Genomic DNA, 13,123 nt, shown 5'->3' with positions numbered 1-13,123 from the left:
AGCTGTCGTGGGACACGTTTTGGAACGATCTACGCTTGAGCCCCCCGCACCGCTTCGGTTGTCTGCTGCGCCTTGCGCACAAACCGGTTCGCCCGTCCAAATGTGCCGAAATCGTTGAAGCGCACACCCATCTCGCGCATCACCTTGTGCGCCACCGGGACGGTCAGCTGGCGGATATAAAACGGTTCCTTCACTACAAAATGATGGATGCCATGGCTGCTGCCGAAGTTGAAGCAGAACGCTTGCAACGGCCACATCCACCATGGGTTCAGCACCTGGGTCTGCTGGATCACGTTGCCCGGCTCGATGTCGCCGTAGTAGTGCATGTTCGAGCTGACGAAGTGCAGGCAAAAGGTGCGCAGCACGTTCGGGCCGATGATCACCACGGCGGCGATATCGATCACCTGCATCACCGACAGCGTGGTCGCCGACCACTCCACCGAGGAGCCCAGCAAAGACGCAATGCCGTTGGCCGCATGGAAACCGAGAAACAGGTACCACGCGCCCCAGTGCACCAGCGCCAGTGGCGCGTAAACCTTCAAAGAGCGCTTGATGATGCTGAATTTGTGCGCCCAGGTCTTGGCCCGCAGCATGCGGATGAATGCCGACATCACGTTGTCGCCGACCATCAGCAAACGCGCGATGCCCCAGGGTTCACCGTTGGTGATCGCGCGCTCTTCCATGTCAGCTTCGCTGCCGGACACCTTGTGGTGGTTGAGGTGCAGATGACGGCGGATCCACGGGTTGATGGTGCTTGGCCGCGCCAGCCAGACCAAGCCCATCATCAGGTTGTGCGGCAGGCGTTGCTTGCGGAAATACATGCTGTGGATCAGGTCGTGTTCCAGCTCATGGGTCAGCGAGGCAAAAAACGCATTCAGCAGCAAACACGCCCACCAGGCCATATGCCCGGTCATGTAGAGCGCCGCCGAGCCAATCATCCCGGCCAGGGCGAAGGCCAGAATGCCCACGCCCAAGGCGTCCTGATGATCGAGAATCGGGTAACGCTTACGCAGTTCGACACCGCGGGCGAGCACCACTTCACGAATGTGTGCAGATCGTTGTTGTGCATTCAGGCGTTGAGGACTTGCAGAAGTACCGTACATGCTTCCATCCTTTAGTTATTGATGTTCGCATCCTGCCCTGTGCGATTGCTTCGGGCGTTAGCTGTGAACGCCAACCTGTTGACCGGAAGCGCCAATCATCATGATTGAACCCACCTCCCTCGCCAGCTGGACCCGCGCATTGCGCAAACAACTCGATGCCCTCGGCCTCGACAGCAACGCGCTGTGCCTGCAAGCCGGGCTCGACCCGCAACTGATGGACGACCCGAACGCCCGCTATCCGTTATCGGCCACGACCCGACTGTGGGAGCTGGCGGTCGAAGTCAGCGGCGATCCGGCGATTGGTTTGCGGGTGTCGCGATTCGTCAGCCCGACCACCTTCCACGCGTTGGGTTATGCGTTGGTGGCCAGCGGCAGTCTGCGTGAGGTGTTCGAGCGCATCGTGCGGTATCACCAGGTGATCAGCGACGCCTTGGACCTCGAACTGACCCGTGGCGAAGATCGTTATTGCTTCACCCTCAAGGTGCCCGAAGGCAGCCCGGCGCCAGCACGGGAAGCAATCGACGCCTTCGCCGCGATCTACGTGCGCACCTGTCGCAACCGTCTGGGCCGGGACTACGCGCCGCTGGCGGTGTACCTGCGTCGCCCGGAACCGGCCGACCCGAAACAATGGCACGCGGTGTTCCGCGCGCCGATCTTCTTTGCTGCTGATGAAGACCGGCTGGAGTTTTCCATCGAAGACTTCGAAAGCCATCTGGATGACGCCAACCCGGAACTCGCCGAACACAACGAAACCGTACTCAAGCGCGCCCTGACGCAACTGCGCCTGCTGACCTGGGAGCGCAAGGTGCTCGATGCCATCGAAGCACAGCTGCCGGAAGGCGAACCCAGCGCCGAACGTATCGCCGAGACCTTGCACTTGAGTTTGCGCAGCCTGCAACGGCACCTGGCGGACGAAGGTTGCCGGTTCGATACGCTGCTCAATGAGTGTCGTGAGAATCTGGCGTTGCTGCACTTGCGAGACCCCCAATGTTCGCTGAGCGAAATCAGCTACCTGCTCGGATTCGCCGATTCCAGCAGCTTCAGCCGCGCCTTCAAACGCTGGACCGGGATGACGCCGGGGCAGTTTCGCGATGGGTTGCGGTAAAGCGTCGGGATTTGGCCGCTTTTGCCGGCCTCATCGCGGGCAAGCCTTGCTCCTACGGATTCACGTCGATCCAGCGTTGTGCTTCACCACAAATCCGTAGGAGCAAAGCTTGCTCGCGATAGCAATTTCCCAGACACCACAGAAGGTTCAGCGCCCCCGATCACGGCGCAGCAACTTGCGCACCCGCGCCACCAGCTCGCTCACGGCGAACGGCTTGAGCAGATAGTCATCCTCATGCAGCTCCAACCCGCGCAGCCGGTCTTCAATGCCATCCGTAGTGGTCAGGAACAGCACCGGCGTTGCACCGAGCTGGCGGATCTGTTGCAACAGCTGCCAGCCGTTGAGGCCGGGCAACATCACATCAAGAATGATCAGATCATACTCACCCGCTTCGATGAAGCGTCGCCCGGCCATGCCGTTGTCCGCTACATCCACCGCATAACTGGCTTCGCTCAGGCCCCGGGCCAGAAGCTTCGCGGTCTCGGGTTCGTCTTCCACTAACAGCAAACGCATGGCACACCTCGAATAATCATCACCACAGGCTAGGCGCCTTGGCGCACAAAGCCCATCACTAACGGTTATTTCGGATGAGACGGCCGACTCAGACGCTCGCCATCGCCCGCAACCGCCCTGGATCGAGGATCTCTATCTCGCCATAACTCAGGTTGAGAATGCCTTGGCTCTCCAGTTCCTTGAGGATCTGGTTGGTGGTCTGCCGCGACAGCGAAAGCAGCAACGCCAACTGCTCCTGAGGCAGTTGCAAAGTACGCCGTGCCGGTTCGATCTCACCGTAGCCGTCGGCAATCATCAGCAAGCGATGCGCCACGCGGGCCGGGGCCGGCAACAGGGTCAACTGTTCGAGATTGATGAACGTCAGGCGCAATTTATGGCTCATCAGCAAGGCCAGCTGTCGCCAATAGTGCGGCTGTTCTTCGAGCAAGGTGAGCAGCGCTGCCTGCGGTATGTGCAACAGAATGCAGTGGCCCACGCCATAGGCGTCGTGGGTGCGCGGCTGGCCATCGAACAGACTGATTTCACCGAACCAGTGCGGCGGCTCGATCAGGCTCAACAACGCCTCCTTGCCCTGTTCGCTCACGGCGCCCACGCGTATCGCACCTTCGAGCACCGCGTACAGACCACACGGTGGATCGCCGCGCTTGAACAGCCGTTGCCCCGGCGACAACCGCCGCACGCGGGCCAGGGACAGCAGACTATCCTGTAACGAGGGCGGCAAATGGCTGAACCACTGGCCACTCATCAGGCGCGACCGCCAGACCTGCATATCCATGAAAACTCCAAGATGATTGTCGTCTGGCTGACAGAGCAACGACGGACCGCAGGGCATGATCGAGATCCCTACAGGAGGAATAACAATGAAAAGCCTCGTTGACCACCTCAGTCAATACGCCGCGTACCACCGTGACCCGCGCAACATCGCCAGCCACTTCATTGGCATTCCACTGATCGTGGTCGCCGTTGCGGTGTTGCTGTCACGGCCAGGATGGCCGGTGGCCGGGCTCTGGCTGTCTCCGGCGGTGCTATTGGCGCTGGCGTCGGCGTGGTTCTATTTGCGCCTGGAAATACGCCTTGGCATGGTGATGACGGTGCTGCTGGGCCTGTCCGTTTGGCTAGGCCAGATTCTTGCGGCGCACAGCACTCTGCTCTGGTTGAGCAGTGGCATTGCGATGTTTGTGGTCGGCTGGGCGATCCAGTTTGTCGGCCATCACTACGAAGGACGCAAACCGGCGTTTGTCGATGATGTGACGGGATTGATCGTCGGGCCGTTGTTTGTGGTGGCCGAACTGGGGTTTTTACTGGGCTTGCGGCATGAGCTCAAAGAGCAGATCGAGGCGCGGGCGGGTGGGGTGCGAATTAATCGCAAAAATGCAGCAGCATAAGACGCTTTTGTGGCGAAGGAGCAAGCTCCCTCGCCACAGGTCAGTGCAGACCCCGTGGGAGAGGCAAGCCGGCGATATTTTTCAGAGGTTGGCGACTTTCTGCCAGACCTTGGGTTTGAAGAACAGCGTCTCGCCCTTGGCCAGGCCGGTCAGGCTGTCGTGATCCTTCACTACTTCAGCTTCGATCAGTTCGCTCTGGCCCTCGACCTTCAAAGTGATGCGGGTGGTCGCACCCAGCGGGCGGATATCACGTACTTGCGCCGCGTGGTGATCCGCAAGCTCGGTGCGCGACAGCGACACTTCATGAGGGCGGAACAGCACGTGATTGTCGTCGCCCAGGTGCAGGCGGTTCGAATCGCCGAGGAAGTGGTAGACGAAATCGCTGGCCGGGTTTTCGTAGACGTCACCCGGTGAACCGATCTGCTCGATCACGCCCTTGTTCATCACCACGATGCGGTCGGCCACTTCCATCGCCTCTTCCTGGTCGTGGGTCACGAACACCGAGGTCAGGTTGATATCTTCGTGCAGTCGCGCCAACCAGCGCCGCAGCTCTTTACGAACCTTGGCATCCAGCGCGCCGAACGGTTCGTCGAGCAGCAAGACTTTCGGCTCAACCGCCAAGGCACGGGCCAAGGCGATGCGCTGACGCTGACCACCAGAGAGTTGTTCCGGGTAGCGATCCGACAGCCAATCCAGTTGCACCATGTTCAGCAGCTCATGGACTTTGACCGCGATCTGGCTTTCGCTCGGACGCTGGTTTTTCGGCTTCATGCGCAAGCCAAACGCGACGTTATCGAACACGGTCATGTGGCGGAACAAGGCGTAGTGCTGGAACACAAAGCCGACGTTGCGATCACGCACGTCGTGGCCGGAGACGTCTTCACCATGGAACACAATGCTGCCGGCGTCCGGGGTTTCCAGGCCGGCGATGATCCGCAGCAAAGTGGTCTTGCCGCAGCCGGACGGACCGAGCAACGCCACCAGCTCGCCGCTCTGGATGTCCAGGTTGATGCTGTTCAGCGCCTTGAACGCGTTGAAGTTCTTGCTGACATTACGGACTTCGATCGACATGACTTATTCCTCCGCGGCGCTGGCGCGCAGGCGGTTAATACGGTTTTCGCTCCACTGCTTGAGCAGCAGGATGAAGAGCGCCAGGATCAGCAACAGGCTCGCAACGGCAAACGCGGCAACGTGGTTGTATTCGTTGTAGAGGATCTCGACGTGCAGCGGCAGGGTGTTGGTCACCCCGCGAATGTGCCCGGACACCACCGACACCGCACCGAACTCACCCATCGCCCGCGCGGTACACAGCACCACGCCGTAGATCAGGCCCCACTTGATGTTCGGCACGGTCACGTGCCAGAACATCTGCCAACCGTTGGCACCCAGCAGCCGTGCGGCTTCCTCTTCTTGCGTGCCCTGCTCCTGCATCAGCGGGATCAGCTCACGCGCTACAAACGGCACGGTGACGAAAATCGTCGCCAGCACGATGCCCGGCAAGGCGAAGACGATCTGGATGTCGTGATCCTGCAGCCACGGGCCAAAAATCCCCTGGGCACCGAACATCAGCACGTAGACCAGACCGGCGATCACCGGCGACACCGAGAACGGCAAGTCGATCAGGGTCACCAGCATGCTCTTGCCACGGAACGAGTATTTGCTCACGCACCAGGCCGCGCTTACGCCGAACACCAGGTTCAACGGCACCGAAATCAACACCGCTATGACGGTCAGCTTCAGAGCCGACAAGGCGTCGGGCTCAAAGATCGCGGTAAAAAATGCGCCGAGGCCCAGCTTCAAGCCTTGGGACACCACGATGAACAGCGGCAGCAGCAGGAACAGCGCAAAAATCAGCCAGCCAAGGCCGATCAGAATTCGCCGAGAAACAGCGCTGCCACGACGGGCGGCGTTGGCCGAAGACGCGGCGGCAATAGACGATTGGGACATTTTTCGCGCCTCCTTATGGGGTTTCGATGCGCCGCTGCAACAAGTTGATCAGCAGCAACAGGACGAAGGAAACCACCAGCATCAGCACGCCAATGGAGGTAGCGCCGGTGTAGTCGTATTGGTCGAGCTTGACCATGATCAGCAGCGGCAGGATTTCGGTTTTCATCGGCATGTTGCCGGCGATGAAAATCACCGAGCCGTACTCACCGACGCCACGGGCAAACGCCAGGGCAAAACCGGTCAGCCACGCCGGCAGCAACGCCGGCATCAGAATGTAACGGAACACCTGCAACGGCTTGGCGCCCAGGCACGCGGCGGCCTCTTCGATCTCTCGCGGGATGTCGGCCAGTACCGGCTGCACCGTACGCACCACGAATGGCAGCGTGACGAAGGTCAGCGCCAGCGTGATGCCGAGCGGCGTGTAGGCGATCTTGAACCCCAGGTCCGCGGCGAACTGCCCGACCAGACCGGTCGGCGTGTACAGCGCCGTCAGCGCAATACCGGCCACGGCCGTCGGCAATGCGAACGGCAGGTCGATCATCGCGTCGATGATCTTGCGTCCGGGGAAGGTGTAACGCACCAGCACCCAGGCCAGCAACGTGCCGATGATGCCGTTGATGATCGCGGCGTACAGCGCGGTGCCGAAACTGAGCTTCAATGCCGCCAGCACCCGTGGCGCCGAGATGATTGCCCAGAACTGATCCCAGGTGAGTTGAGCGGCATGCACGAACATCGCCGCCAGTGGTATGAGCACAATCAGACTGAGGTACACCAAGGTGTAGCCCAGCGTCAGCCCGAAGCCGGGTATGACGGGGGAGATACGACGCGACATAAAAGTCCTTGGTTGAGAATGCATAAAGCCCCGACGGTGAATTCGGGGCTCGTTTGCCGATCTATTTCAGGTTACTGCGCCTGATAGATCTGGTCGAACACGCCACCGTCATTGAAGAATTTCGGCTGGGCGGATTTCCAGCCACCAAAATCCTTGTCGATGGTCACCAGCTCCAGGGTCGGGAACTGTTTGGCGTACTTGGCGGCCACGTCCTTGTCACGCGGGCGGTAGAAGTTTTTCGCAGCAATTTCCTGACCAGCCGGGCTGTACAGGTGCTTGAGGTAGGCTTCGGCGATCTGCTCGTTGCCCTTCTTCTCGGCGTTCTTGTCGACGACCGCTACGGGCGGTTCGGCGAGAATCGACAGCGAAGGCACGACGATGTCGAACTTGTCAGCGCCGCCCTGTTCTTTCAGCGCCAGGAAGGCTTCGTTTTCCCAGGCCAGCAACACGTCACCCTGACCATTGTTGACGAAGGTAATGGTCGAACCGCGAGCGCCTGTGTCGAGTACCGGGACATGCTTGAACAGCGTTTGCACGTACTCTTTGGCCTTGGCTTCGTTACCGCCGTTGGCTTTCAGGCCATAGGCCCAGGCCGCGAGGAAGTTCCAGCGCGCACCGCCGGAGGTTTTCGGGTTCGGGGTGATGACTTCAACACCGTTTTTGGTCAGGTCGCCCCAGTCCTTGATGCCTTTGGGGTTGCCCTTGCGCACCAGGAACACGATGGTCGAGGTGTACGGCGTGCTGGCGTCCGGCAGGCGCTTTTGCCAGTCGGCCGGCAGGGTTTTGCCGAGTTTGGCGATTTCGTCGATGTCACCGGCCAGGGCCAGGGTCACCACGTCGGCCCGCAGTCCATCAATCACCGCCCGGCCCTGTTTGCCCGAACCACCATGGGATTGCTGGATCTTCACGTTGTCACCAGCGTGCTCTTTCTTCCAGAAGTTGATGAACTCGGTGTTGTAGTCCTGATACAGCTCGCGGGTCGGGTCGTACGACACATTGAGCAGTTCATAATCCTTGGCAACCGCGGAACCTGTAAAAATAGCGCTGGCCAGAGCGGCCAAAGCGTAACGGCGAATCGACGACATGGTGCAGCTCCTGAATTCTTTTGTGTTGGCTGTTCTTATGGTTTTCCGGAATCGGGTTGCCCGTTGAGTAGTGCTTCAGCTCGGCTTGTTGCCTGGGTTCTGCAAACGGAATTTCTCTTTGCGTTCGATCTGAACCACCTGGGCGTTGTGCACGGTGATTTCTACTGCCCCAAAGCGCAGATCGCGCAGTGCGCTCTGGATCTCACGCAAAATGGTTGCTTCGTCCTGGCCGTCAACGCTACGTAGAGATGCGCTCATGGTGCTGCTCCTTCAATGAGATGTGCCTGGCAGTGGCGGCACTGCTTACGGCGTGAGGGCAATAGTAGATAGACGCAGATATTCTTAAAAATACTATTTAAGAATGTTTATATAACTGAAAGACATTAACTGGCAGGACAAGGATTTGCAGATTTTGAAAATTTCGCAGCCTCTGTGGCGAGGGGGCTTGCCCCCGTTCGGGTGCGAAGCAGCCGTAAAATCGGAACACGCGATATGTCTGAAAGAACCGGGCTGCTGATATCGGGACTGCTGCGCAGCCCAACGGGGGCAAGCCCCCTCGCCACAAGAGCGCGGTGTTTACCGAATCACCGGCGCTCGCGTCCAGTCCAGCTCATGAGCCGGCATCGGTCGGCCAAACCAGTAGCCCTGGCCCAGATCACAACCCTGCTCGAGCAAAAACGCCGCCTGCTCGACCTGCTCGATGCCTTCGGCGTGTACCTGCATGCCCATGCTTTGCGCGAGGGCGATGATCACTCGAACGATCGCCGCATCGTCCTCATCCAACGGCAGGCCAGCGACAAAGCCCTGATCGATCTTGAGTTTCTGCACTGGCAGACGCTTAAGTCGCAGCAACGATGAATAACCGGTACCAAAGTCATCGATGGCCAGCCGCACGCCCAGTTCGCGTAAGCGGTGCATTTGTTCCAGCGCGACTTCCGGATCGTCCATCACTGCGCTTTCGGTCACTTCCAGCTCCAGGCACGCCGGGTCCAGTCCCGTGTCGTGCAGCACTTGGGCAACCCGCTCAAACAGTTCGCGCCGGGCAAACAGGCGGGTGGAAACGTTCACCGCAACAAATGACAACACCACCCCGGCGTTCTGCCAGGCACACATCTGCTGACAGGCCTGTTGCATCACCCAGGCATCAATCTCGGCGATCAACCCGGTGCGTTCGGCAATCGGAATGAACTCACCCGGCGGCACCAGCCCCCGCTGTGGATGCTGCCAGCGAACCAGCGCTTCAACGCCGATCAAACGGCGGGTCGTGAGGTCGTGCACCGGCTGGTAGTACACCCGCAACTCCTGCTGCTCCAGCGCGCGGCGCAATTCGAAGGCCATCTCGACCCGGTGCTGGGCGTGGGCAGTCAACTCCTCGGTGTACAAGGCATAACCGTCGCGCCCCGAATTCTTGGCCTTGAACAACGCCGAATCGGCATTGCGCAGCAATTGTTCGGCGCTCAGCGCGTCGCTGGGGAACAGGCTGATACCGACACTGGCATTGATGAACAACGGGTGAGCCACGATGAAAAACGGCTCTTTCAGGCCCTCAATGATCCGCTGCGCCAACGCGGCCGCCTGCACCACTTGCGGACAGTTCTCGGCCAACACGGCAAACTCGTCGCCACCCAAACGCGCCAGCGTAACACCGGGGCCAAACAGGCCTTGCAGACGCACCGCCGTCGCTTTGAGCAGTTGATCGCCAACGTTATGCCCGAGACTGTCGTTGATCATCTTGAAATGGTCCAGATCGATCATCAGCAACGCACACCCACGCTTGTGGATCTGCGCCGACGCCAGCGCCTGCTCGACGCGATCACTGAACAGCAAACGATTGGGCAGGTCGGTCAGCGGGTCGTGGTGCGCCAGATGCGCGAGTTCGTGCTCGGAGTTCTTGATCGCGCTGATGTCGGAAAACACCGCCACATAGTGGCTGAGCTGGCTATGGTCATCGTGAATGACCCGGATGGTCTGCCATTGCGGATAAATTTCACCGCTTTTGCGCCGGTTCCAGATCTCGCCGCTCCATTCGCGGGTACGTTTCAGACTCTCGAACATCACTTGATAGAAATCCGGCGGATGATGACCGGACTTGAACAGGCTGGGCCTCTGGCCCAACACCTCTTCGGCCTGATAACCGGTGATGTCCATAAAGGCCCGATTGACGTGGACGATCACCCCCTGGCGGTCAGTGACCAATACCCCTTCTCGCGTGCAATCGAACACCGCCTGCGCCTGGCGCAATCGTGCGCGATCTTCGTTTCGCTGGCGTAATTTGGCGCCGACTCCAAGAAAACACAGCAAACGAGCCCGGGCGGTGAAGATAAACCCAGCGCTAAGCACCACCCAGACATAACCGTTGATCAGTTGCCATTGCTGAAGATCTGCGGATTCATCGAATAAATTGGTTAATAAATAACCAGTGAATTTCAGCCAAACGACAGAAAACACCAGGTAGAGCAGCGCTGCACGCAGGGCATCGCGATAAGAAGCAGACATTCGGTCGTCCATGGCCTTACAAAAAAGGTTGGAATTATAGATTAAAGAAACATCCAGCCACTCTTATCTGAAAGCGCGACTGGTTTTATCTGTGTGCTGAGTGATAATGCGCCAGCTGTTTTTTTCTTTATCGAGGGCCATACAGCCTATGTGGTACGAAGGTTTACTCGGCTTGTCGCCCTGGCAACTGGTGGCAGTCACCCTGTTAATGACCCACATCACCATCGTGGGCGTCACGGTTTATCTGCATCGTTATTCAGCCCATCGCTCCCTTGAGCTCAATGCCGGCCTGAAACACTTTTTCCGCTTCTGGCTGTGGCTGACCACGGCGCAGAACACCCGCGAGTGGACTGCCATCCACCGCAAGCATCACGCCAAATGCGAAACCGTCGACGACCCGCACAGCCCGGTGATCAAAGGCCTGTCCACGGTCTTGCGCAAAGGTGCCGAGCTGTACCGCGCCGAAGCGGAGAACCCCGAAACCCTGCGCATTTACGGCAAGAACTGCCCTGAAGACTGGATCGAACGCAACCTCTACAGCCGTTATCCGCTACTGGGTGTGGCGATCATGGCCGTCATCGACCTGCTGCTGTTCGGCACTATCGGCATCACCATCTGGGCGATCCAGATGATGTGGATCCCGGTCTGGGCCGCTGGCGTGGTCAATGGCCTGGGCCATGCCGTTGGCTACCGCAACTTCGAATGCCGTGATGCGGCGACCAATCTGGTGCCCTGGGGCATTCTGATCGGTGGTGAAGAACTGCATAACAACCATCACACCTACCCTAACTCGGCAAAACTGTCGGTGAAGAAGTGGGAATTCGACCTCGGCTGGGCGTGGATCCAGGTCTTCAGCTTCCTGCGCCTGGCCAAGGTTCAGCGGGTTGCACCGATCGCCCACCGTGTCGAAGGCAAAGGCAGCCTGGACATGGACACCGCCATGGCGATCCTCAACAACCGCTTCCAGATCATGGCCCAGTACCGCAAGCTGGTGATCGGCCCGCTGGTCAAGCAAGAGCTGGAAAAGGTCGACCATTCGGTTCGCCACCAATTCCATCGCGCCAAGCGCCTGCTCTCGCGAGAAACCAGCCTGCTGGATGACAAGCACCATGTGCGCATCCAGACCATGCTCGAGCACAGCCACGCACTGAAGGTAATTTACGAGAAGCGCCTGGCCTTGCAGCAGATCTGGATCAAGACCAGCTCAAATGGCCACGACATGCTGGCGGCCATCAAGGACTGGGTCCACGAAGCCGAAGCCAGCGGTATTCAATCGCTGCGCGACTTCGCCCACCAGTTGAAAACCTACTCTCTGCGCCCCGCCTGACCCTGTGGCGAGCGAGCTTGCTCGCGCTCGAATGCAGAGCATTCGCAATCTTGGCGACACGTTTTAACTGACAAAACGCAGTCGCCAGATTGGGGCGGTATACCGCCCAGCGGGAGCAAGCTCCCTCGCCACAAAAAGCGGGAACTAAGCTTAAAATCCCCTATCTCAAAGAGCACTTCGCCATCCAGGCGGGCTTTGTTGTGGCCGCTATCGAACTTGCGGCACGCCCTTTGAGAGTTGTGCCGATGGTCAATAAGAACCTGGAAGACCTACCCTACCCACAGTGGCCCGAGGCCGCGCAAACCCTGATGGCCTTGATGCATGCCCAGGGCGAAGTCGCGCGCCTGAGCGAGCGTGAACAGTTGTTCAGTTCGTTGCTGGTCAGCGTCAATGCCGTTCTCTGGGCTTTCAACTGGGAAACGCGTCAGGTGCTGTATGTCAGCCCGGCCTATGAACGGATTTTCGGTCGCTCGACCGGCCTGCTGCTGGCTGACTATCATCAATGGCGCGACAGCGTTTACCCGGACGATCTGGACTATGCCGAACGCAGCCTTGCCCAAGTGCTGGAAAAAGGCGCAGTTGAAGACCGCGAATACCGAATCTTCGCCGCCGACGGCCAAGTGCGCTGGCTCAGCGACAAGTGCTTCATCAATCGTCAGGCCGAACCCGGGCAACCGCTGATCGTAGTCGGCTTCGCCGAGGACATTACCGAAAAGAAGCAGCTGGAAACCGAGCTGCAACGCCTCGCCACCACCGATGTGCTGACCCAAAGCAGCAACCGTCGACACTTCTTCGAATGCGCCAGCCACGAGTTCGAACAGGCCCGCCTGCAAGGTTCACCGCTGGCGTTTCTGTTGCTGGATATCGATGACTTCAAACTCATCAACGACACGTACGGCCATCAGCAAGGCGATCAAGTGCTGCAACAACTCGCCGAATGCGGACGCGCCGCATTGCGCCGTGGTGACCTGTTCGGGCGCATTGGCGGTGAAGAGTTTGCAGCGGTATTCCCTGGCTGCGCGCCAGAGATGGCGAGGCAAGTCGCCGAGCGCCTGCAACGGGAAATCCAGCGTTTGAGTTTCAGCCATGACGGGCAGACCTTCAGCATCACCGTCAGCCAGGGCCTGACCAGCCTCACGGCAGAAGATGCAGCCATCGACAGCCTGTACACCCGCGCCGACGCCGCGATGTACAGAGCCAAACGCCAGGGCAAGAACCGCATTATCTCCGGCTGACCCCAATGGCTTGAACAACACCGATCCGTAGGAGCAAGGCTTGCCCGCGATTGGGGCGCCTCGGTCTTGCAGATACACCGCGGTGATGCAATCGC

General features: G+C 59.3%; 13 protein-coding genes. 4 read left to right on the top strand and 9 right to left on the bottom strand.

Annotation, left to right across the window (positions count from 1 at the left end; genetic code table 11):
- Positions 1 to 29: 29 nt before the first annotated feature.
- Complete coding sequence (locus tag AABM55_RS00985; protein ID WP_347928577.1) at positions 30 to 1,103, bottom strand: fatty acid desaturase; 1,074 nt, start codon at positions 1,101 to 1,103, stop codon at positions 30 to 32.
- 100 nt (positions 1,104 to 1,203) lie between these two features.
- On the opposite strand from AABM55_RS00985, the gene AABM55_RS00980 reads away from it, so the two are divergent.
- Positions 1,204 to 2,208, top strand: coding sequence for an AraC family transcriptional regulator (locus tag AABM55_RS00980; protein WP_054595063.1), 1,005 nt, complete (start codon positions 1,204 to 1,206; stop codon positions 2,206 to 2,208).
- 147 nt (positions 2,209 to 2,355) lie between these two features.
- Here the strand turns inward: AABM55_RS00980 and AABM55_RS00975 are convergent, their stop codons facing one another.
- On the bottom strand, positions 2,356 to 2,721 hold the full coding sequence (locus AABM55_RS00975; protein ID WP_347928576.1) for a response regulator: 366 nt from the start codon (positions 2,719 to 2,721) through the stop codon (positions 2,356 to 2,358).
- Positions 2,722 to 2,809: 88 nt separating this feature from the next.
- Complete coding sequence (locus tag AABM55_RS00970) at positions 2,810 to 3,496, bottom strand: Crp/Fnr family transcriptional regulator (RefSeq protein ID WP_347928575.1); 687 nt, start codon at positions 3,494 to 3,496, stop codon at positions 2,810 to 2,812.
- Between the two features lie 85 nt (positions 3,497 to 3,581).
- Here AABM55_RS00970 and AABM55_RS00965 point away from each other — a divergent pair, with 85 nt between their 5' ends.
- Positions 3,582 to 4,106 (top strand): Mpo1-like protein, encoded by a 525-nt coding sequence (locus tag AABM55_RS00965; RefSeq protein WP_347928574.1) that lies wholly within the window; start codon positions 3,582 to 3,584, stop codon positions 4,104 to 4,106.
- Between the two features lie 81 nt (positions 4,107 to 4,187).
- On the opposite strand, the gene AABM55_RS00960 is transcribed toward AABM55_RS00965, so the two are convergent.
- From AABM55_RS00960 to dibA, 6 genes are all read right to left on the bottom strand, one after another.
- Positions 4,188 to 5,177 carry a sulfate/molybdate ABC transporter ATP-binding protein gene (locus tag AABM55_RS00960; RefSeq protein ID WP_054595059.1) on the bottom strand — a complete coding sequence of 330 codons (990 nt, stop codon included), beginning with the start codon at positions 5,175 to 5,177 and terminating at the stop codon, positions 4,188 to 4,190.
- Between the two features lie 3 nt (positions 5,178 to 5,180).
- Positions 5,181 to 6,053, bottom strand: a complete 873-nt coding sequence (gene cysW / locus AABM55_RS00955; RefSeq protein WP_054595058.1) for a sulfate ABC transporter permease subunit CysW — start codon at positions 6,051 to 6,053, stop codon at positions 5,181 to 5,183.
- A gap of 13 nt (positions 6,054 to 6,066) precedes the next feature.
- The gene (cysT, locus tag AABM55_RS00950; protein WP_054595057.1) at positions 6,067 to 6,885 is read right to left on the bottom strand and encodes a sulfate ABC transporter permease subunit CysT; all 819 of its coding nucleotides are present in this window, start codon (positions 6,883 to 6,885) and stop codon (positions 6,067 to 6,069) included.
- Positions 6,886 to 6,956: 71 nt separating this feature from the next.
- The gene (locus AABM55_RS00945; protein WP_347928573.1) at positions 6,957 to 7,970 is read right to left on the bottom strand and encodes a sulfate ABC transporter substrate-binding protein; all 1,014 of its coding nucleotides are present in this window, start codon (positions 7,968 to 7,970) and stop codon (positions 6,957 to 6,959) included.
- A 75-nt stretch (positions 7,971 to 8,045) separates the two neighbouring features.
- A complete protein-coding gene (gene oscA, locus AABM55_RS00940; protein ID WP_007941032.1) occupies positions 8,046 to 8,228 on the bottom strand; it encodes a sulfur starvation response protein OscA in 183 nt (60 codons plus the stop codon).
- Between the two features lie 318 nt (positions 8,229 to 8,546).
- On the bottom strand, positions 8,547 to 10,466 hold the full coding sequence (gene dibA, locus AABM55_RS00935; protein ID WP_347928572.1) for a phosphodiesterase DibA: 1,920 nt from the start codon (positions 10,464 to 10,466) through the stop codon (positions 8,547 to 8,549).
- A 148-nt stretch (positions 10,467 to 10,614) separates the two neighbouring features.
- Between dibA and desA the strand changes: the two genes are divergently transcribed.
- Complete coding sequence (gene desA, locus AABM55_RS00930) at positions 10,615 to 11,793, top strand: delta-9 fatty acid desaturase DesA (RefSeq protein ID WP_103319451.1); 1,179 nt, start codon at positions 10,615 to 10,617, stop codon at positions 11,791 to 11,793.
- Between the two features lie 245 nt (positions 11,794 to 12,038).
- Positions 12,039 to 13,028 carry a sensor domain-containing diguanylate cyclase gene (locus tag AABM55_RS00925; protein ID WP_347928571.1) on the top strand — a complete coding sequence of 330 codons (990 nt, stop codon included), beginning with the start codon at positions 12,039 to 12,041 and terminating at the stop codon, positions 13,026 to 13,028.
- Positions 13,029 to 13,123: the final 95 nt, after the last annotated feature.

Origin of the sequence: Pseudomonas helvetica, from assembly GCF_039908645.1 — a bacterium.
Classification (GTDB): domain Bacteria; phylum Pseudomonadota; class Gammaproteobacteria; order Pseudomonadales; family Pseudomonadaceae; genus Aquipseudomonas; species Aquipseudomonas helvetica.
The sequence above is the reverse complement of the archived record's forward strand: the minus strand, read 5'-3'. Positions and strand labels throughout refer to the sequence as shown.

What these genes read in the sequence shown, in the direction of transcription:
- AABM55_RS00980 (WP_054595063.1), top strand. Translation starts at nt 1,204, where the DNA reads ATGATTGAACCCACCTCCCTCGCCAGCTGGACCCGCGCATTGCGCAAA.
- AABM55_RS00970 (WP_347928575.1), bottom strand. Translation starts at nt 3,496, where the DNA reads ATGGATATGCAGGTCTGGCGGTCGCGCCTGATGAGTGGCCAGTGGTTC.
- AABM55_RS00985 (WP_347928577.1), bottom strand. Translation starts at nt 1,103, where the DNA reads ATGTACGGTACTTCTGCAAGTCCTCAACGCCTGAATGCACAACAACGA.
- AABM55_RS00960 (WP_054595059.1), bottom strand. Translation starts at nt 5,177, where the DNA reads ATGTCGATCGAAGTCCGTAATGTCAGCAAGAACTTCAACGCGTTCAAG.
- AABM55_RS00945 (WP_347928573.1), bottom strand. Translation starts at nt 7,970, where the DNA reads ATGTCGTCGATTCGCCGTTACGCTTTGGCCGCTCTGGCCAGCGCTATT.
- AABM55_RS00965 (WP_347928574.1), top strand. Translation starts at nt 3,582, where the DNA reads ATGAAAAGCCTCGTTGACCACCTCAGTCAATACGCCGCGTACCACCGT.
- cysT (WP_054595057.1), bottom strand. Translation starts at nt 6,885, where the DNA reads ATGTCGCGTCGTATCTCCCCCGTCATACCCGGCTTCGGGCTGACGCTG.
- AABM55_RS00925 (WP_347928571.1), top strand. Translation starts at nt 12,039, where the DNA reads ATGGTCAATAAGAACCTGGAAGACCTACCCTACCCACAGTGGCCCGAG.
- dibA (WP_347928572.1), bottom strand. Translation starts at nt 10,466, where the DNA reads ATGTCTGCTTCTTATCGCGATGCCCTGCGTGCAGCGCTGCTCTACCTG.
- desA (WP_103319451.1), top strand. Translation starts at nt 10,615, where the DNA reads ATGTGGTACGAAGGTTTACTCGGCTTGTCGCCCTGGCAACTGGTGGCA.
- cysW (WP_054595058.1), bottom strand. Translation starts at nt 6,053, where the DNA reads ATGTCCCAATCGTCTATTGCCGCCGCGTCTTCGGCCAACGCCGCCCGT.
- AABM55_RS00975 (WP_347928576.1), bottom strand. Translation starts at nt 2,721, where the DNA reads ATGCGTTTGCTGTTAGTGGAAGACGAACCCGAGACCGCGAAGCTTCTG.
- oscA (WP_007941032.1), bottom strand. Translation starts at nt 8,228, where the DNA reads ATGAGCGCATCTCTACGTAGCGTTGACGGCCAGGACGAAGCAACCATT.